Source organism: Streptomyces zingiberis (assembly GCF_012034935.1).
Lineage (GTDB): Bacteria > Actinomycetota > Actinomycetes > Streptomycetales > Streptomycetaceae > Streptomyces > Streptomyces zingiberis.
The window spans coordinates 218,371-236,826 of sequence record NZ_JAATEN010000001.1; the positions used below are offsets into that span (position 1 = coordinate 218,371).

The 18,456-nt window shown below is 75.4% G+C and carries 15 protein-coding genes; 13 read left to right on the top strand and 2 right to left on the bottom strand.

The genetic code is table 11. The features are described 5' to 3' along the window. Window positions 1–327 precede the first annotated feature (327 nt). The 3 genes from HCK00_RS00980 to HCK00_RS00990 all read left to right on the top strand — a co-directional run bounded on the left by HCK00_RS00980 (window position 328) and on the right by HCK00_RS00990 (window position 3,250). Window positions 328–1,161 (top strand): glycerophosphodiester phosphodiesterase, encoded by an 834-nt coding sequence (locus HCK00_RS00980; RefSeq protein ID WP_168099780.1) that lies wholly within the window; start codon window positions 328–330, stop codon window positions 1,159–1,161. 140 nt (window positions 1,162–1,301) lie between these two features. Next, window positions 1,302–1,850 (top strand): ATP-binding protein, encoded by a 549-nt coding sequence (locus HCK00_RS27160; protein ID WP_375781892.1) that lies wholly within the window; start codon window positions 1,302–1,304, stop codon window positions 1,848–1,850. A gap of 425 nt (window positions 1,851–2,275) precedes the next feature. Beyond that, complete coding sequence (locus HCK00_RS00990) at window positions 2,276–3,250, top strand: DUF5926 family protein (RefSeq protein ID WP_168099782.1); 975 nt, start codon at window positions 2,276–2,278, stop codon at window positions 3,248–3,250. A gap of 467 nt (window positions 3,251–3,717) precedes the next feature. Here the strand turns inward: HCK00_RS00990 and HCK00_RS00995 are convergent, their stop codons facing one another. Then, window positions 3,718–4,401 (bottom strand): bifunctional DNA primase/polymerase, encoded by a 684-nt coding sequence (locus HCK00_RS00995; RefSeq protein WP_168099783.1) that lies wholly within the window; start codon window positions 4,399–4,401, stop codon window positions 3,718–3,720. A gap of 1,190 nt (window positions 4,402–5,591) precedes the next feature. On the opposite strand from HCK00_RS00995, the gene HCK00_RS01000 reads away from it, so the two are divergent. After that, complete coding sequence (locus tag HCK00_RS01000; RefSeq protein WP_168100004.1) at window positions 5,592–6,977, top strand: aminopeptidase P family protein; 1,386 nt, start codon at window positions 5,592–5,594, stop codon at window positions 6,975–6,977. On the opposite strand, the gene HCK00_RS01005 is transcribed toward HCK00_RS01000, so the two are convergent. Beyond that, window positions 6,967–7,563 carry an ATP-binding protein gene (locus HCK00_RS01005; RefSeq protein ID WP_168099784.1) on the bottom strand — a complete coding sequence of 199 codons (597 nt, stop codon included), beginning with the start codon at window positions 7,561–7,563 and terminating at the stop codon, window positions 6,967–6,969. The two genes, HCK00_RS01000 and HCK00_RS01005, sit on opposite strands and share 11 nt — an antisense overlap. A gap of 352 nt (window positions 7,564–7,915) precedes the next feature. Between HCK00_RS01005 and HCK00_RS01010 the strand changes: the two genes are divergently transcribed. The 9 genes from HCK00_RS01010 to HCK00_RS01050 all read left to right on the top strand — a co-directional run bounded on the left by HCK00_RS01010 (window position 7,916) and on the right by HCK00_RS01050 (window position 18,449). After that, window positions 7,916–8,749 carry a hypothetical protein gene (locus tag HCK00_RS01010; protein WP_168099785.1) on the top strand — a complete coding sequence of 278 codons (834 nt, stop codon included), beginning with the start codon at window positions 7,916–7,918 and terminating at the stop codon, window positions 8,747–8,749. Window positions 8,750–8,841: 92 nt separating this feature from the next. Continuing rightward, entirely contained in the window at window positions 8,842–9,603 is a 762-nt protein-coding gene (locus HCK00_RS01015; protein ID WP_168099786.1) for a YcnI family copper-binding membrane protein, read from the top strand. Window positions 9,604–9,723: 120 nt separating this feature from the next. After that, entirely contained in the window at window positions 9,724–10,488 is a 765-nt protein-coding gene (locus HCK00_RS01020; RefSeq protein ID WP_168099787.1) for an SCO family protein, read from the top strand. Then, window positions 10,485–10,934: a copper chaperone PCu(A)C gene (locus tag HCK00_RS01025; protein ID WP_168099788.1), complete on the top strand. Its 450-nt coding sequence runs from the start codon at window positions 10,485–10,487 to the stop codon at window positions 10,932–10,934. The genes HCK00_RS01020 and HCK00_RS01025 overlap by 4 nt, the downstream gene beginning before the upstream one ends. 3 nt (window positions 10,935–10,937) lie before the next feature. Further along, a complete protein-coding gene (locus HCK00_RS01030; protein ID WP_311765089.1) occupies window positions 10,938–13,250 on the top strand; it encodes a copper resistance CopC/CopD family protein in 2,313 nt (770 codons plus the stop codon). After that, complete coding sequence (gene efeB, locus HCK00_RS01035; RefSeq protein WP_168099789.1) at window positions 13,247–14,497, top strand: iron uptake transporter deferrochelatase/peroxidase subunit; 1,251 nt, start codon at window positions 13,247–13,249, stop codon at window positions 14,495–14,497. The genes HCK00_RS01030 and efeB overlap by 4 nt, the downstream gene beginning before the upstream one ends. A gap of 238 nt (window positions 14,498–14,735) precedes the next feature. Continuing rightward, window positions 14,736–15,671 (top strand): prephenate dehydratase, encoded by a 936-nt coding sequence (gene pheA, locus HCK00_RS01040; RefSeq protein ID WP_168099790.1) that lies wholly within the window; start codon window positions 14,736–14,738, stop codon window positions 15,669–15,671. Between the two features lie 649 nt (window positions 15,672–16,320). Beyond that, entirely contained in the window at window positions 16,321–17,598 is a 1,278-nt protein-coding gene (serS, locus tag HCK00_RS01045; protein ID WP_168099791.1) for a serine--tRNA ligase, read from the top strand. Further along, window positions 17,595–18,449 (top strand): HAD family hydrolase, encoded by an 855-nt coding sequence (locus HCK00_RS01050; protein WP_168099792.1) that lies wholly within the window; start codon window positions 17,595–17,597, stop codon window positions 18,447–18,449. The genes serS and HCK00_RS01050 overlap by 4 nt, the downstream gene beginning before the upstream one ends. Window positions 18,450–18,456 lie beyond the last annotated feature (7 nt).

Genomic DNA, 18,456 nt, shown 5'->3' on the forward strand with positions numbered 1-18,456 from the left:
GCTCACGGCCCACATGGTGACGGCCACATCGCCCGATCGGCGAATGCCCAGGAACAGGGTTCCCCATGGGGCGTCAGGGCACTGTAAGCGCGGCGGCGCCCCCGGCCCCGTTTCCTTACTCCCCCACACCTCCGGCATTCCCGGCATCCCGGGAGTCCGGGGAATTCCGGATGCCTGCGGCGGGAGGGGCGTAGGGGGCGTTCACGGCATCGGCTGCCTCCATGAGCTTCCAGGTGTTCGTGACGCACGTGACGACCTCCAGGGTGCCCGGGCGCGGTGACGGTGGCCGTCCGCCCTGGGTGCCCGCGGGGGTGGCACCATAACGCGGTGACCCCTGCGCACCCGGCCCCCGGCACCCCTCCGGGACCCGCCTCCATCGCCGTCGTCGCCCACCGCGGTTCCTCCGAGGACGTGCCGGAGCACACGCTGGCCGCGTACCGGCGAGCCATCGAGGACGGCGCGGACGCCCTCGAGTGCGATGTGCGGCTCACCGCCGACGGCCATCTGGTCTGCGTCCACGACCGCCGGGTCGACCGGACGTCCAACGGGCGCGGGGCCGTGTCGGGCCTGGAACTGGCGGACCTCGCGGAGCTGGACTTCGGCTCCTGGAAGGACCGGTACGAGGCCCCTGACCGGGAGCACAGCTCCGTCCTCACCCTCGAACGTCTGCTCGAACTGATCCACGATACCGAGCGCCGGGTCGAACTCGCCATCGAGACGAAGCACCCGACCCGGTGGGCGGGACAGGTGGAGGAGAGGCTGCTGACCTTGCTCCGCCGCTTCGGGCTGACGGAACCCCCGCCCGGCCAATCTTCAGCCGTACGGGTGATGAGCTTCTCGCCACGCTCCCTTCACCGGATACAGCTGGCGGCGCCGGGGATACCCACCGTCTACCTGATGCAGTTCTTCTCCCCCCGGCTCCGCGACGGACGGCTCCCCGCCGGGGCGCGGATCGCCGGGCCGAGCATGCGGGTGCTGCGGAACCACCCCGAGTACGTGGCCCGCGCGCACCGGGCGGGCCACCAGGTGCACGTCTGGACCGTGGACGACCCCGCCGACGTGGACCGGTGCATACGTCTCGGCGTGGACGCCATCATCACCAACCGCCCGGCGAGAGTTCTGTCACAACTCGGACGGACGAACGGCCTCCGGAACGGCTGAACCCCCCGGTGGGGAGCACACCGGCGCGTTCGGGACGTATGCCGACCTTCTCAGTGCGCCAGTCGATCGCGGATGGCCGGTTTCCGGCTCAACGGGGGAGGGCATCCATCCTCTGGCGTGGGGCGAAGGAGGTCTCGGGGGTGGCGTTGGTGGTGGCACAGGAGGTGCCTACTTCATCGAGCATGACCGTGTCCCACGGGCCGTCGGGCGCGCGTGCCGCGCGCCACCGGATGCGCGAAAGACTGGGCATGAGCGGCGTCCCCGAGGGGGTCGTCGACGATGCGGAGCTGGTCCTCTCGGAACTCCTCAGCAACGCCTTCCGGCACGGACGGCCCCTGGGCGGCGGGCTCTCCGGCGGCCCGGGAGCCGACGAGATCCGGGCCGCCTGGCGTGTGGACGAATACGGGCAATTGACTGTCGAGGTGACAGACGGGGGCGGTCCGACCCGACCATTTCCGGCCACTCCCTCGGTCACGGCTCGCGGCGGCCGCGGCCTCAACATCATCCGGTCGCTCACCGAGGACTGGGGCGTGCGGGACGAGGAAGGCGGCGCGGTCACCGTCTGGGCCCGCTTCGCCCCCGTCTCCCGCACCCCCGGCCCGGGCGACGGCCTGGGCGGCCCGCTCCGCCTCGCCCGGCCCGCCCGGCCCGCCCGGCCCGCCGCCGACCTGCTGGACGACTTCGCCTGAAGACCCCGCCCGCTCCGCCGGGCCCCGCGCCTCCCGCCGCCCCCGCGCCTTTCGTTCCTCCCGGCACGCCGGACGCGCCCGGGACGGCGGCACGGCCCCCGCCCCCGGCCCGCTCGGCGGGGGCGGCCGGTCCGGCGTGCACCTCCGTCGCGGCACCGGAACGCGCGCCGGCCCCGGCCCCGTCCCCCGCGGACGCGGACCGCGCGCCGGCCCGGGCGCCCCGCCGGGCTCCCGCGCCACCCCCTCGCCCGTTGCGCACCAGGGGTTCGCCAGGGGCCTCACGGGCCGTCCGCGCCCCGCTCACCCGCCCGTGGCCACCCTTCCCGCAGGGCGGGCGGAGCCCCTCCGAGCCGCTAGGCTCGGCGGCCGAGACCTACCGCCGCACCCGCGGCCCGACCTACCGCCGCACCCGGGAGACCCACGCCATGGCGAAGAAGCGCCCCCAGAAGAAGGCCGGCACGTCGTCCTCCGCACGGGGCGCCGACGCCGCCGTTCCCGTCGTCGGGGCCCGCGAACCCTGCCCCTGCGGCTCCGGCCGCCGCTACAAGGCCTGCCACGGGCGAGCCGCCGCCCAGGCCGTCGCGGAACTCGTCCAGCGCCCCTTCGAAGGGCTGCCCGGCGAGTGCGACTGGGTGGCGCTGCGCGAGCTCGTCCCCGCCGCCACGGCCGAGCTGCGGCTGAAGGAACCGCTGCCGGAGGGCGTGCCGTCGGTGACCCTGGCGACCGTCCTGCCGATGGCGTGGCCGGCGCTGCGCCGCGAGTCCGGCACGGTCCTGCTGGGGCTGCAGAACGACACCGCCTCCGGCGACCTCAGCCGTGACCTCGCCGACGTGCTCTCCCGGGCACTGACCGCCACGCCCGGCAGCCCCGTCGCCGCCGAGCGGGTGCCCGCCGGCGGGCCACGGCTCCAGGATCTGCTCGACACGGGGGCTTCCTTCGAGCCGGTGGTGCACGAGGGGTTCGAGTTCTGGCTGGAGGACGCCGCGAACGCCGCCCCGGAGGTGGCCGCGTCGCTGGAGCGCGCCAACGAGGCGGCGATCCCGACCGTGCGGCTGTCCGGTGTCGAGGCCGCGTACTGGTGCCGGACCCCGGAGAAGAACCACCTGCGCTGGGTGATGCCGTACCCGGAGGAGGGGCTGCTGAACGCGCTGGCGCGGCTGCACGCGGCGGGTGACTCCTCGCTCGGGGAGGGCACCCGGCTCGTGGGCTCCTTCCGGGCCCACGGCCTGCTGGTCCCGGTCTGGGACCTGCCGCGGGACATGGGCGCCGACGAGACCGAGAAGCCGGCGGCCGCCTTCGCGGAGCGGCTCGGCGAGGCGCTCGGGTCCGAGGCCCCGCTGACCGCGGAGGAGCGGAGGGCGCGGGGCGGCCTCACGAACCGTCAAGTCACGCTGAGTTGACGGAAGATGGGGAAACGGATGCGGTAGCAGTGATTCCCGTCACACAGGGTTCTACCGAACAGTAAATTCGCCGCCGAATCCACGCGATCGAATTTGCGAACGGGCGATCTCTTGTTACCTTTCTAGGAGCCCGGTCGCTGGTGCATCCCCCGTCGCCAGCGACCGGGCGCTTCCATGTCCGGGCCCGGCCCGGCGCCGGGCCCGCCGGCCGTCCCCGTCACGGAGGGCCGGCCGGAACGGGTGGGAGCGGGGCCGCCTGACGCCGCGGCACCTCCCCGCACCAGGCGGCGTGGGAATGACGCGCACGGCGCCCCGGAGGGGCCCGGCCCCTGATCGCTCATCCGGCCGCCCGGGCGGAACCGCTCCCCGGCGGGCGGGCGCGGGCCGTGGACCGGCCCGGGCCGCCGGTTCCCGCGAGGCGGGACCCGCGGGATCAGCAGGCGTGCCGGATCAGCAGTCCGGCGGGATCAGTAGGACAGCCGGGTGCCACCGCCGGGCGTGCCGGCGCTGGCCTCGACGAGGGCCTCCACGACGGTCTCCACCCGCGGCAGCCACGGGCCGCCGTCCCGCTCCGCGCGCGGTGCCCGTTCCCAGTGCACCGGCCCGGCGCCCGTGGCCGACGGCGGGAGCGCGAGGTAGCCGCCCTCACCGTGGAAGCGGAGCGAGCCGGGTACCCAGTCCTGGCTGTAGAGCAGTTCCCCCAGCTCCGGCAGCGAGTACGGGGCGACCAGCAGCGCCCAGCGCTCGGGGTGGGCGACGACCGGGCCCAGCCGGACCCCCGCGCGCTCCAGTTCGGCCACCGCCTCGGCACCCGCCGCGGCGGGCAGGCTGACGGCACAGGGGGCGCGTCCGCCGGTGGCGAGGATCACCGGCGCGGACGGGCGGTTGGTCCACCACCAGCGGACCATGCGGGCGTCGGTCGTCGCGGCGAGCAGCACCGGTTCGAAGGGGTGTGCTCCGGGTACGGAGCAGTCGGGCTGCGGGCAGTCGCAGTGGGCCGCGCCGCCTCTGCCCTGCCGGGCCCCCACGCCGGGGAGCACCGGCCAGCGCCACTCGGTGGCGCAGGTCAGCGCCGCGTCGAGCAGGACCGACCGCCCGCCGCGCCTGCGCCCGCGCAGGAGCCTGCGTCGCATTCCGGGGATCTCGCGCATGAGCGCTCGTTCCTTTCCGTTACGCCGAGGGCTGTTTCCGTCGCGTGTGTCCGCGGACTCCACGCGCCGGGGAGGCGCGGGGAACCGCGACGAGCAACTGTCTGGCAACTACCTGGAACAGAACCGCACAACAACTGCCTGGCACTCTGGTACTACGCGGCGCCGCGTAACCGGGACTCAAACGCCCCGCGCGCCGCGCTCGACCGCGGGACTGCGCGTGTGCATCAGCGCATCACGCCACCGACCGGGCGTGGAGATGCGTGGGATGGCGCTCGTACAGCGCGTGCCGCCCCCGTTTACCCCACGTGACGCGAGGAGCCCCCACGTGTCCGCTCACCTGTGGGAGCGCGACGTTCGCAGATGAGGACGCTCCCGGCCGCCGCCGGGTTCCAGCACGCCCCAACTGGCCCCGCCCTCCTCGGTTTACGTACCCACCGCGGTGGATGTGACGCGTTACCGACGAGCCTCAGTCGACCGCGCATCGACTGGAGCGCATCATTTTCCGGCCAAACCTAGCAGCCTCCCGGGTCTCGTCAAACCCGGCTACCCGGAGACGGCCCCGCCACACCGGCGGGCGTGGGTCCCACCTTTCGGCGGGAATGCGGCCATCCTGCCCGCTTGGCCGGGGACCACCACGATGACCTGGTTCTCCCACGGAACCGCAGGGCCGGCGCGGCGGGCGGACGGCCCCGGGAACCGTGACGACCGGCGGGGACGCGCGCGGCGGGGACCGATCCCCGCCCCGCCCGCGCCACGGTGGCGGACCGTACACCCGCCTCTGGGAAAGTGGCTGGAACCGATCCGATCACTCGGGTGACCACGCATAATGCGGTCCGCCCGCCGAGGGACCGGGGGCGTTCCCCGTCGCGCCGGCCCCGGCCGCCCGTACGTCCGGGGCGCCCCGCGCGACCCGGGTCCCGCCCCGCGGCGTCCCCCGCGTGTCCCGTGCGCGCGCCCTGCATGCGTCCTCCGCGTCTCCGCCGTCCGCACGGTGTTCCCGTCCGTGCCGCCCCGCCGGAACGCCCGCTCACCCGTTCCCGCCCCTCCTGCCTCCGGCCGCCCGCCCATACGATGGGACGAAGGTGTTCAAGGAGGAAACCGTGACAGATCAGCCCGTACCGGCCCAGCAGAGCGAGACCGCCCCGGCGGGTGACGAGGAGCCGGTCAAGCAGCGGAAGAACGGTCTCCACATGGCCGTGTCCGAGGAACTCGCCGCGAACATGCGCGGCGGCTGGGCCGACACGGAGCTGCGCGATCTCGAACCGCTGCCGCAGGCGGCCGAGTCCGCGGCCCGCCGCGCCGCGCTCTCCGCCCGCTTCCCCGGCGAACGGCTGGTGATTCCCGCCGGGAACCTCAAGACCCGCTCCAACGACACCGAGTACCGGTTCCGGCCCGCCACCGAGTACGCCCATCTGACCGGTGACGACTCCGAGGACGGCGTCCTCGTCCTGGAGCCGTCGGCGGACGGCGGGCACGAGGCGGTGCTCCACCTCCTCCCCCGCTCGGACCGGGAGAACGGCGAGTTCTGGCTCGACGGCCAGGGCGAGCTGTGGGTCGGCCGCCGGTACAGCCTCAAGGAGAACGAGCGGCGGCTCGGCCTGCCCTGCCGGGACGTGCGCCGGGTGGCCGGCGAGCTGACCGCCGCGGACGGCCCCGTGCGCCTGGTCCGCGGTCACGACCGGGGGCTTCAGGAGGCGCTCGCCCCGCAGCTGGACGAGGAGCGCGACGAGGAGCTGCGCGTCTTCCTCAGCGAACTGCGTCTGGTGAAGGACGCGTTCGAGGTGGGCGAGTTGCAGAAGGCCGTGGACTCCACCGTCCGCGGCTTCGAGGACGTCGTGCGGGTCCTGGACCGCGCCGAGGCCACCTCCGAGCGCTACGTCGAGGGCACCTTCTTCCTCCGTGCCCGGGTCGAGGGCAACGACGTGGGCTACGGCTCCATCTGCGCGGCCGGCCCGCACGCGACCACCTTGCACTGGGTCCGCAACGACGGTCCGGTCCGCGCCGGCGAGCTGCTGCTGCTCGACGCCGGCGTGGAGACCCACACCCTCTACACCGCCGACGTCACCCGCACCCTGCCGGTGAACGGCCGCTTCACCGATCTCCAGCGCCGGATCTACGACGCGGTGTACGACGCCCAGGAGGCCGGGATCGCCGCCGTGCGCCCCGGCGCCAAGTACCGCGACTTCCACGACGCGGCGCAGCGGGTGCTCACGGAGCGGCTGGTCGAGTGGGGACTCGTCGAGGGGCCGGTCGAGCGGGTGCTGGAGCTCGGGCTTCAGCGCCGCTGGACCCTGCACGGCACCGGGCACATGCTCGGCATGGACGTGCACGACTGCGCGGTGGCGCGTACGGAGACCTACGTGGACGGCACGCTGGAGCCCGGCATGTGCCTCACCGTGGAGCCCGGCCTCTACTTCCAGGCCGACGACCTGACCGTGCCACAGGAGTACCGCGGCATCGGGGTCCGCATCGAGGACGACATCCTCGTCACGGAGGACGGCAGCCGGAACCTCTCCGCCGCGCTGCCCCGCGCCTCGGCGGACGTGGAGTCCTGGATGGCGCGGCTCAGGAGCTGAGCGCCGGGCCGGCGACGGGGCCGCCCGCGAGCAGCGCCCCGTCCCGGCCGCGGAGCCGCTTGCTGAAGGAGACCACGGCCCCCCGGCCCGGCCGGTTCCGGATGTGGACGTGGTCGGCGAGCGCCTCGATCAGCAGCAGTCCGCGGCCGTGCTCCGCCTCCCAGGCGTCCGGCGGCGGGCCGGGCCGTACCGGGGCGGCCCGGGCGTCACGGCGCCCGGTGGCGCGGACCGGCACGGCGCGGGCCGCGGGGAAACCGGGCCCGGAGTCGGCGACCTCGATACGGCAGGTCCCGCCGGCCGGGACGCCCCGGCTCCCCCGGTCCGCCAGGACCTCCGGTCTCCCGGACCCGGACGCTCCCGGCGTCTCCAGATACGCCGTCACGCTGTACCGCCCGCCCCGCCGGCCCTCCGCCCCCGCGCCGCCGTGCTCGACGGCGTTGGCGCACGCCTCGGTGAGGGCGAGGGAGAGTTCGTAACCGGCGTCGGGGTCGGCGCCCGCGGACTCCAGTGCGCCGAGGAGCATGCGGCGGGCCAGCGGCACGCTCGCCGCCTCGCGCCGCAAGTGGAGGGACCACCAGATGCTCATGCTGCGGCCTCCTGGCTGCGGGCTGCGGCTCGACTCACCGTACGTATTGCCCGGGCCCTCGCGCCGTAAGCCTGGCCCGAAGGGGACTCCCCTCGTTCGGCCGCGCGAGGGCGGCGGGCGGGCCGGCCTGACGGGCGCGCGGGCGGGCGGCCCCGGCAGGGCGGGCGGGGGTCGGGGGTCGGGGGCGGCGGGCTGCCGTGGACGGCCGTGCGGCCGGGGCAGTTGGGGCGGCGGGACGGGCGGGGCCGGGGAGGGCGGGCAGAGGGCCTGCCGGGGCGGCGGGGGACCGGCGGGCCGCCACGGCCACCCGGGCACCGGGGCGCGGGGGTCCTGGTGCGATGATGAGTCCGCCATGTCTGGTTTCTCAGCACGCGCCGGAAGCGGTCTGCGCCTGGTGAGGGCCGCGGTGTTCGCCGCGGCCTGCGTCGTGCTGTCCGGGACCGGGCACGCGTTCGCCTCGCACGGCGGCGTGCCGCTGTGGGCGTCGGCCGCCGGTTTCGCCGCCGTCTTCGGGTGCGCGGCGGGGCTCGCGGGGCGGGAACGGTCGCTGCCGGGCATCGCGGTGGCGCTGGGTACGGCGCAGATCGCCCTGCACGTCCTCTTCGGCTGGGCCCAGCGGGCCGCGTCCGCGCCGGTGGTCACCCCGCCGTCCGGCCGGGCCGCCACCGGCGCGGACCCGGTGGTCGCGCTCGCCGGCCGGCTGCTCTGCGGGGAAGGCCCGGAGCCGCTCTCCGTCGCCGAGGCCCGGCGCGTCGTGACCGCGGCGGGCATCGACCCGGCGTCCCACACGGCCGCCCACGCCGCGGCCACCCCGGCTCCCGCTCCGCCGGGAGCCGGCGCGGGGCTCCACGACACCGTTCCGGCCACGCTGTTCCCGTCGACGGCCATGCTGCTGGCGCACCTGCTGGCGGCGGTGGTGCTCGGGCTGCTGCTGCGGCGGGGTGAGGCCGCGCTCTTCCGTCTCGTGCGGCTGTCCGCGCGGGGGCTGGCCGAGGGGGTGTCCGTACGGTCGCTGCGCGCCGCGCTGCGGCTGGCGCGGGTGCTGCTCGCCGGCGCCTGCGGGGCGCCCCGGCCGCGGAACCCGCGGCGCTCGGCGCTCTCCCGCGAGCGGGTGGGCCCGCACACCCTTCACCTGGCGCACTCCGTCAGCCGGCGCGGGCCCCCGGAGTTCGCCCTCGCGGCCTGACGCGCGCTCCGCCGGCCCCGGCCGGGGCTCCGCGTGCGCTGCCGCCTGCGTTCACGGACCCCACCCCCTCTCTCCAGCGGAGATGCGCACTCATGCGTTCACACACCACCCGATCCGTCCGTCGCGTCCCGGTTCTCCTCGGCGCAGCGGCCGGCTCCGTCCTGCTGTCCGCCGGCCCCGCGCTCGCCCATGTCTCGGTCCAGCCGGGCGAGGCCGAGCAGGGCGGTTACGCCACCGTCGTCTTCAAGGTCCCGAACGAACGGGACTCCGCCTCGACCGTCAAGCTGGAGATCAGCCTCCCCGCCGATCACCCGCTGGCCTCCGTCCAGCCGCAGCCGGTGCCCGGCTGGGACGTGAAGGTGGCCACGGCGGCCCCCGCCGAGCCGCTGGAGTCACACGGCGAGCGGGTCGAGAAGGCCGTCACCAAGGTCACCTGGAGCGGCGGGACGATCGAGCCCGGCATGTTCCAGCAGTTCCCGCTCTCCGTGGGCCGGCTTCCCGAGGACACCGGCCAGTTGGTGTTCAAGGCCCTGCAGACCTATGACGACGACGAGGTCGTCCGCTGGATCGAGGAGCCGAGGAAGGACGGGACGGAGCCGGAGACCCCGGCCCCCGTCCTGAAGCTGGTCCCCGGCACGGGCGGCCACGGAACGGCCGGGAACCAGGCCGGGGACGGCAAGGGGAGCGCCGAGGAGGACGGCCACGGGCACGGCGCCGAAGCCGCCGGGACCGCCGAAGCGGCCGGCGGCGGAGGCACGGACACCACCGCGCGGGTCCTCGGTGCCGCCGGCATCCTCCTCGGCGCCGCCGGGACCGCCTTCGGCCTCCTCGCCCGGCGCCGCCGCGCCGCCTGACCGCCTGACCGCCGGCGCGGCCTGACGGGTGGCCGGCGGCTCGTCCCGGCCACCCGCCCGGGGCCCACCGGCCCTGCCTTTCGTTCGCACCACCGTTCGATCCAGGAGAGACCCCACCCCATGCACCGCACGCACTCCGCGCGTCCCGCGCAACCTGCGCCGTCCAGCCTGTCCGGCCCGTCCGGCCCGTCCGGTCCCCGGCCGCGCCGCTCCCGCCGCGGCGGACGCCTCCCCCTGTGGCGCGCCGCCGCGCTCACCGCCTCGGCCGTCCTCACCCTCGCCGCCTGTGGCGGCGGCAGCGGCGAGGGCGACGGATCGGGTGGCGACCACCACGCGGGGGCCTCCGCCTCACCCACCAAGGCCGCCACGGTCCTCGACACCCCGTTCGAGAAGCCGGACCTCGTCCTGACCGACACCGACGGTGAGACCTACGACCTGAGGAAGGAGACGGAGGGACGCCCGACCCTGCTCTACTTCGGCTACACCCACTGCCCCGACGTCTGCCCGCTGACGATGAGCAACATCGCCGTCGCCCGCAAGGCGCTGCCGAAGGAGCAGCAGAAGGAGCTGCGGGTCGTGTTCATCACCTCCGACCCGGAGCGGGACACCCCGGAGCGGCTCGGCTCCTGGCTGCGCGGCCAGGACCCCGACTTCACCGGGCTGACCGGCGACTTCGAGGAGATCCAGGCCGGCGCCCGGAGCGTCGGCATCGGGCTGGCCCCGCCCGAGAAGCAGAAGAACGGCGACATCGTCTCCACCCACGGCACCCAGGTCCTCGCGTTCTCCCCGAAGGACGACAAGGCGCACGTTCTCTACGGCGAGGGCACCACCGTGGATGACTACACCGCTGACCTGCCCGTGCTCGTCGAGGGAGGGACGCCGTGAGGCGCCGCGCCACCGCCTCCTGGGCCGCCCTGGCGCTGGGCGCGGTGCTCGCGCTCTCCGGTTGCGGCAGCGCGCCGGAGCTCACGGCGCGCGACGGGTACGTCCCGCAGCCGGTGATGGCCGACATGGCCGGCGGCTTCCTGACGGTCGTCAACACCGGGGACACGGCCGACCGGCTGACCCGGGTGACCAGCGACATCTCCGACGACGTGGAGCTGCACCGGACCCAGGACGGCACCATGCGGCAGGTCCGGTCGCTCGAGGTGCCGGCGGGCGGCGAGCTCGTGCTCTCCCGCGGCGCGGACCACATCATGTTCAAGGAGCTCCGGCGCACACCGGTCGAGGGCGAGAAGGTCACCGTGACCCTCCACTTCGCCGAGTCGGACCCGCTGGAGGTGACCCTCCCCGTGAAGGCCACCACCTACCGGCCCGCGGCGGGGCGCTGACCCGTGTCCGCCGCGTTCCGCCACGCTCCCCGCGCCCGCCACCCGGCGCGCGGGGAGCCCCGGCGCGCCCCCGCAAGCGCACGCCGGGCGGCCCCGGGTGCGGGGGGCGGTCGGACGGCCGCCTCACGGACCGCCCGTGTCCTCGCCGTACTGCTGCTGGTCCCGGCCGCCGCCCTGGCCGGGCTGCTGGCCACGGCGTCGCCCGCCGCGGCGCACGCGGCTCTCACCGGGAGTTCCCCGGGCCAGGGCGCGGTGGTGGACAGCGCCCCGGAGCGGGTGACGCTCACCTTCTCCGAGAGCGTCACCCTCTCCGGAGGCTCCGGAAGTCCGGGGAGCCCGGGAAGCTCCGTTCAGGTATTCGACCCGCGGGGCGGGCGGGCCGACACCGGGCGGGCTCCGCTCCCGTCCGACGGCGGCACCCGGTACGACGTCCCGCTCCGCCCGGGGCCCGCCGAGGGCACCTACACCGTCTCCTGGCGAGCCGTCTCCGCCGACGGGCACCCGATCTCCGGCGCCTTCACCTACTCCGTCGGCGCCCCGTCGGAGACCTCCGCCGCCCCCGTGGCGCGTCCGCCGGGCGGCGGGACCGTGGACGCGCTGTACGCCGCCGCCCGCTGGGCCGCGTACACGGGGTTCGTGGTGCTGGTGGGGGCCGGCGCGTTCGCCCTGTACTGCCGGCCGGGCGGCGCGGCCCCGGCGGCACTGCGGTGGCTGGTGACCCGGGGCTGGGCGCTGCTCACCGTGTCGACGTTCGCCCTGCTCCTGCTCCGCGGCCCCTACGCGGGGGGCGGGGGGATCGCCGCCGCCTGGGACCCGGCCGTCCTCCGGGAGACGCTCACCACCCGGTCCGGGACCGCGCTGCTCGCCCGGTTGCCGCTGCTCGCGGCGGCCGCCCTCTGGACGGCGGCCCTCTTCGCCGCCCCCCGCGGGACGGCCGGGGAGCGGCGGACGTCCGCCCTCCCGGGGCGGCGGGGGCTCGCGGCGGGCGGTGCCGCCGTCGCCACCGCACTCGCCACGACCTGGGCGGCCGCCGAGCACGCCACCACCGGCCCGCAGCCCTGGCTGGCGATACCCCTGGACGTCCTGCATCTGCTGGCCGTCGCCTGCTGGCTGGGCGGGCTGTCCGCGCTGCTGCTGACGCTGCGCCGGGAACCGGCGGTGGCGGGAGCGGCGGTGCGGCGCTTCTCCACGCTCGCCCTCGGCAGTGTGGTGGTGCTGGCGGCCACCGGGCTGTATCTGTCCTGGCGGCAGGTCGGCTCCTGGGACGCCCTGGTCTCCACCGCGTACGGGCGGCTGCTGCTGGTGAAGGTGGGCCTGGTCGCGCTGTTGCTGGTGATCGCCCGCCGGTCACGGCGCGCCACCGGCCGGCTGGCCGACGCGGTGGACGGGGCGGCCGGCGGAGGCGGTCCGGCGGTGGCGGCGGGCCCCCCGCGCGGGCCGGCGCGCGGCGGGCCGGAGAGCGGCCCGCGACGGGACGACGGGTCCGGCGGCGATCGGCAAGAGCACGCCGGGGAGGAGCCCGGCCGGGAGCGGAACGTTCCGGGGGTGAGCAGCGTGCCGGACGGCACGCCGCCGCGGCCCGTGGAACCGGCGGGCGCGGCGGAGCCGGGGACGCCGGCCGGATCCGTGAGCGTGGCGGCCCCCGCCGGACCGGCCACGCCGCCGGAACGCGGAACACCCACCGGGCCGGTCCCCGGCGGCGGGCGGCCCTCCGCCGGTGCTCTCCCGGACCGCGTGCGCGCCGCCCAGCTCGCCCGGCAGCGGGCGGCCCGCGCGGCGGCGAGCACCCGGCGGGCCCGCGAGGCCGACCCGGTCCGCTCCCGGCTCCGCCGGTCGGTCCTGGCGGAGACGGCCGTCGCCGTGCTGCTGCTCTCCGTCACCACGGCGCTGACCGGCACCGAACCGGCCCGCGCGGAACAGGAGGCGGCGCGGGCGGCGGCCGGCTCCCCGGCCGCTCCCGGCGCCGGCCGGCCGGCGCGGCTGGAACTGCCCTTCGACACCGGAGGCCCCGGCGGCCGGGGGACCGCCCGGCTGGACCTCCCGCGGCGGGAGGGCGGCTGCGGCAACGGCCTGCGGCTGCGCCTGACCGATCCGGCGGGCGCGGCGCTGGACGCGGCCGAGGTGAAGCTCTCCTTCACCCTTCCCGGCCGGGACCTCGGACCGCTCCCGGCCCAGCTGCGGAAGCGGGCCGCCGGCCGCTGGACGGCCGACTGCTTCCGGTTCCCCCTGACCGGGGACTGGCAGGCGGCCCTGACCGTACGTACCTCGGACATCGACCAGGTCACCGAGACCGGAAACGTGAAGATCGACCGATGAACGACCCTCTCAGCGAAACCCCCGGGATCTCCCGGCGCAGGCTCCTCGGAACCGCCGGTGCCGCGGGCGCCGCGGGCATCGCCGCCGGCGCGGCGGGCGGCGTGGCCTCCACCGCGCTCGCCCGGGACGACGCGCCGGCGCTCACCACCGTCGGCTCCACCTCCGTGCCGTTCCACGGGAAACACCAGGCGGGGATCGTCACCCCACCGCAGTCCCGCGGGCATCTCGTCGCCTTCGACCTCGCCCCGGGCCAGGGACGGAAGGCGGCGGCCGCCCTGCTGCGCCGCTGGACCAGGACGGCCGAACGGCTGACCACGGGGGAGGCCGTGGCGGACGACACCGGGGTGGCGCTGGACGCCGGGCCGTCCTCCCTCACCGTCACCTTCGGCTTCGGCCACAGTTTCTTCGGCCGTACCGGGCTGGCGGACCGGCGCCCCGCCTCCCTCGATCCGCTGCCCGACTTCTCGTCCGACGCGCTGGACCCGCGCCGCTCCCACGGCGATCTGTGGGTGCAGCTCGGCGCCGACGACGCGCTGGTCGCCTTCCACGCGCTGCGCGCGCTCCAGCGGGACGCCGCGGGGACCGCCCGGGTGCGCTGGCAGATGAACGGCTTCAACCGCTCGGCCGGGGCGACCGCACGCCCCATGACCACCCGCAACCTCATGGGCCAGATCGACGGCACCCGCAATCCGCGGCCGGAGGAGCCGGATTTCCAGGAGCGCGTCTTCGTGCCGGAGGGCGGCGGCCCGAAGGACCCGGCCTGGATGGCGCACGGCTCGTACGCGGTGGTCCGGCGCATCCGGATGCTGCTGGACGACTGGGAGAAGCTGGGGCTGCGGGAACAGGAGCGGGTCATCGGGCGCCGCAAGGACACGGGTGCCCCGCTCACCGGCGGCTCCGAGACCACCGAGCTGGACCTGGAGAAGACCGGCCCCGACGGCGGCCTCGTCATCCCCGCCGCCGCCCACGCGCGGATCTCCGCGCCGGAGGCGAACGGCGGCGCGGCGATGCTGCGGCGCCCGTTCTCCTTCCACGACGGCTTCGACGAGCGGGGGGTGCCCGACGCCGGACTGCTGTTCGTCTGCTGGCAGGCGGATCCGCTGCGGGGGTTCGTCCCGGTGCAGCGCAAGCTCGACCGGGGGGACGCGCTGTCGCCGTTCATCCGGCACGAGTCCAGCGGCCTCTTCGCCGTGCCCGGGGGCTGCGGGCCGGACGGGTACGTGGGGGAGGAGCTCCTGGAGGGGTAGGGGACGGCGCACGGACCGGAAACCACCGGCCCGGGGCGGCACGCGGCGGAACCGGCCGGCACGGAGGAAGTGGCCAGGACGGGGCAGGCGTGGGCACCGGAGTGCGCACCGGAGCGGGCGGGGCGGCGGCGCCCCGGGGGCGTGCGGCCCCCGGGTGGCTGCTCCTCCGCCGGCGGGTCCGCCCCGCCGCCCGCCGGTATGGTGGGAAGCCCCCCGCAGCCGAAGGAGCCCGCTCGCGATGTCCGTCAGCCGCTACACGTATCTGGGTCCCGAGGGCACCTTCACGGAGGCCGCCCTGCGCACCCTGCCGGAGGCGGCGACGCGTGAGCTGGTGCCGATGGTCTCCGTGCCGGCCGCGCTGGACGCGGTGCGGTCCGGGGAGGCGGGGGCCGCGCTGGTGCCGATCGAGAACTCGGTGGAGGGCGGGGTGACCGCGACCCTCGACGAACTCGCGACCGGCGAGCCGCTGATGATCTACCGCGAGGTGCTGCTGCCGATCTCCTTCGCCCTGCTCGCGCGGCCCGGGGCCGCACTGGCGGACGTGAAGACCGTGACGGGGCACCCGGTGGCGCAGCCGCAGGTACGCAAGTGGCTGGCGGAACACCTCCCGGACGCGCAGTGGGAGTCGGCGGCCTCCAACGCGGACGGGGCCCGGCTGGTCCAGGAGGGCCGGTACGACGCCGCCTTCGCGGGGGAGTTCGCCGCCGTCACCTACGGGCTGACCCCGCTGGTCACCGATATCCACGACGCGCAGAACGCGGTGACCCGCTTCGTCCTCGCCGGGCGGCCCGCGCGGCCCGCGGCGCGGACGGGCGCCGACAAGACGTCCATGGTGCTCTGGCTCGGTGACGACCATCCCGGCGCCCTGCTGGAACTCCTCCAGGAGTTCGCCGCCCGTGGCGTCAACATGGTGCGTATCGAGTCCCGGCCGACCGGTGAGGGGATCGGCCGGTACTGCTTCTCGGTGGACTGCGAGGGCCACCTCACCGACCGCCGGGTGGGCGAGGTGCTGATGGGGCTGCGGCGGACCTGCCCCAAGGTGCGTTTCCTCGGCTCGTATCCGCGGGCGGGGGTGCGGCCGGAGGAGGTCTCACCGCTGCGGCCCGGCACGGCGGACGAGGACTTCTCCGCGGCCTCGGACTGGCTGGCGCGCTGCCTCGACGGGCGTGGCTGAAAGGTCCATCCCGTCACGCTGTCTCACCGGCTGTGCACAACGACGGAGAGTTATCCACAGGTTGTCGATGAAAGCTGGGGACAAGTCGACACGGGAAACAGTCATAAAGGACAAAAGCCGCCAGGCGCTCCACTTCTGCGCACAATACGGCGGATCACCTTTCGTCAGCCGAATTCTTGGGGGCAACCCTTCGGAGTGAAGCATTTCCGTCCGAAAGAGGGCGTGAAGCGGGTTTGAGAGGGGAATCCATGAGCCTTCACCCAGAAGACCGGAATGATCAATTCCGACTTCCACAGCCCCCGCGCACACCCTGTGGATAAAGCCTCCCGGCACTCCCCAACTGTGGAAAACCCCTGAGGAGTACACAGCTTCCCGGGCTCACCACCCCGGAGGACTTCGGCCGGCCCCGCTTTTCCGCGGCACCGCCCCTCCTCCGGGGTGACAGATCCGGCCGAAACCGGCCGAAACTTGCCGGAATCAGCCCGGAATCAGCCCGGAGTCTCCGGCGGCCCCTGGCGGCGCCGGCCGGGAATCCAGGGGCGACGGTGACCACCGACCCCTTTCCCAAAACGGTCGAATTGAATAATTGCCCCCATATCACTCAGGGAGGGTGTCCAGGCGCCATCGCCCGCACCGGTAGCCTGGAGCGGTGATTGACCTTCGCCTGCTCCGTGAGGACCCCGACCGTGTCCGCGCGTCCCAGCGCGCCCGTGGCGAGGACGTCGGCGTCGTCGACACCCTCCTCGCCGCCGACGAGCGGCGCAGGTCGTCCGGCGTCCGCTACGACGAACTCCGCTCCGAGCAGAAGTCGCTCGGCAAGCTGATCCCCCGGGCCGCCGGGGAGGAGAAGGCGGAGCTGCTCCGGAAGGCCGGTGAGCTGTCCGCCGCCGTGAAGGCGGCCGACGCCGAGCGGGACGAGGCCGCGGCCGAGACCCAGCGCCTGCTGGCCGGTCTCGGCAACCTGGTCCACCCCGAGGTGCCCGTCGGCGGCGAGGACGACTTCACCGTCCTGGAGACCGTCGGCACCCCGCGGGACTTCGCCGCCGAGGGCTTCGCCCCCCGGGACCACCTGGAACTCGGCCAGCTGCTCGCCGCGATCGACGTGGAGCGCGGCGCGAAGGTCTCCGGCTCGCGCTTCTACTACCTCACGGGCGTCGGCGCCCTGCTGGAACTGGCCCTGGTCAACGCGGCGATCGCACAGGCCACCGCCGCCGGTTTCGTTCCGATGCTGACCCCCGCGCTGGTCAAGCCGCGCGCCATGGAGGGCACCGGTTTCCTCGGCCAGGCCGCCGAGAACGTCTACCACCTGGAGAAGGACGACTACTACCTGGTCGGCACCTCCGAGGTCCCGCTCGCCGCCTACCACATGGACGAGATCCTGGAGGCGGACCGGCTGCCGCTGCGCTACGCCGGCTTCTCGCCCTGTTTCCGCCGGGAGGCGGGCACGTACGGCAAGGACACCCGCGGCATTTTCCGCGTCCACCAGTTCGACAAGGTGGAGATGTTCTCCTACGTCGCGCCCGAGGACTCCGAGGCCGAGCACCGCCGGCTGCTGGAGTGGGAGAAGCAGTGGCTCACCGGCCTGGAACTGCCGTTCCGGGTGATCGACGTGGCCACCGGTGACCTCGGCTCCTCGGCCGCCCGCAAGTTCGACTGCGAGGCGTGGATCCCGACCCAGGAGCGCTACCGGGAGCTCACCTCCGCCTCCGACTGCACGGAGTTCCAGGCCCGCAGGCTCTCGGTCCGGATGCGGGACGGCAAGCACGTCCGCCCGCTGGCCACGCTCAACGGCACGCTCTGCGCGGTGCCCCGCACGATCGTCGCGCTGCTGGAGAACCACCAGCGGCCGGACGGCTCGGTCCGGGTGCCCGAACTCCTCCGGCCCTATCTCGGCGGCCGCGAGTCCCTGGCCCCCGTGAACGCGTGAGCGCCGCCGGCACCGCCCGCCCGGGCACCGGCGGGCACCTCCCCTACCGGCTGATCGCCACCGACCTCGACGGCACCCTCCTCCGGGACGACCACACCGTCTCGCCGCGGTCGCGGGAGGCCCTGGCCGCGGCCGTGACCGCGGGCGCCGCGCACGTCGTCGTCACCGGCCGGGCCGTGCCCTGGACCCGTCACATCCTCGACGACCTCGGCTACCGGGGCCTCGCCGTGTGCGGGCAGGGCGCGCAGGTCTACCACGCCGGCGAGGACCGGCTGCTCACCTCCGTCACCCTGGACCGGAGGGTCGCGGCGCTGGCGGTCGCGAAGATCGAGGCGGAGACAGGGCCGCTGGCACTGGCCGCGAGCAGGGACGGGCTGGCCGGTGAGGTGCTGGTCGGGCCCGGTTACGCCGTCACCGACGGGCCGCTGCCGTACACCGGCTGCCCGGACCGGGCCGACCTGTGGGCCGAGCCCCTGGTCAAGCTCTACCTCCAGCACCCGCGCCTGGACGACGACGCGCTCGCGCAGGCCGCGCGCTCCGTCGTGGGCGACCTGGTCGGCGTGGTGATGGCCGGCCCCGGCGTCGTCGAGCTCCTGCCCGCCGGGCTCACCAAGGCCACCGGGCTCTCGCTGGCCGCCCGCCGGCTCGGGCTGCGCCCCGCCGACACCATCGCCTTCGGCGACATGCCCAACGACATCCCCATGTTCGGCTGGGCCGCGCACGGCGTCGCCATGGCCGGGGCGCACCCCGAACTGAAGGCCGTCGCCGACGAGGTCACCGCCTCCAACGAGGAGGACGGCGTCGCACTGGTCGTGGAACGCCTCCTCGGCCGGGGAGCCGCGGGCGCGTAACCCCCGC

Excerpts from the sequence above, each read along its gene's own strand:
- HCK00_RS00990 (WP_168099782.1), top strand. The coding sequence starts at position 2,276 with ATGGCGAAGAAGCGCCCCCAGAAGAAGGCCGGCACGTCGTCCTCCGCA.
- HCK00_RS00995 (WP_168099783.1), bottom strand. The coding sequence starts at position 4,401 with ATGCGCGAGATCCCCGGAATGCGACGCAGGCTCCTGCGCGGGCGCAGG.
- HCK00_RS01000 (WP_168100004.1), top strand. The coding sequence starts at position 5,592 with ATGGCCGTGTCCGAGGAACTCGCCGCGAACATGCGCGGCGGCTGGGCC.
- HCK00_RS01005 (WP_168099784.1), bottom strand. The coding sequence starts at position 7,563 with ATGAGCATCTGGTGGTCCCTCCACTTGCGGCGCGAGGCGGCGAGCGTG.
- HCK00_RS01010 (WP_168099785.1), top strand. The coding sequence starts at position 7,916 with ATGTCTGGTTTCTCAGCACGCGCCGGAAGCGGTCTGCGCCTGGTGAGG.
- HCK00_RS01015 (WP_168099786.1), top strand. The coding sequence starts at position 8,842 with ATGCGTTCACACACCACCCGATCCGTCCGTCGCGTCCCGGTTCTCCTC.
- HCK00_RS01020 (WP_168099787.1), top strand. The coding sequence starts at position 9,724 with ATGCACCGCACGCACTCCGCGCGTCCCGCGCAACCTGCGCCGTCCAGC.
- efeB (WP_168099789.1), top strand. The coding sequence starts at position 13,247 with ATGAACGACCCTCTCAGCGAAACCCCCGGGATCTCCCGGCGCAGGCTC.
- pheA (WP_168099790.1), top strand. The coding sequence starts at position 14,736 with ATGTCCGTCAGCCGCTACACGTATCTGGGTCCCGAGGGCACCTTCACG.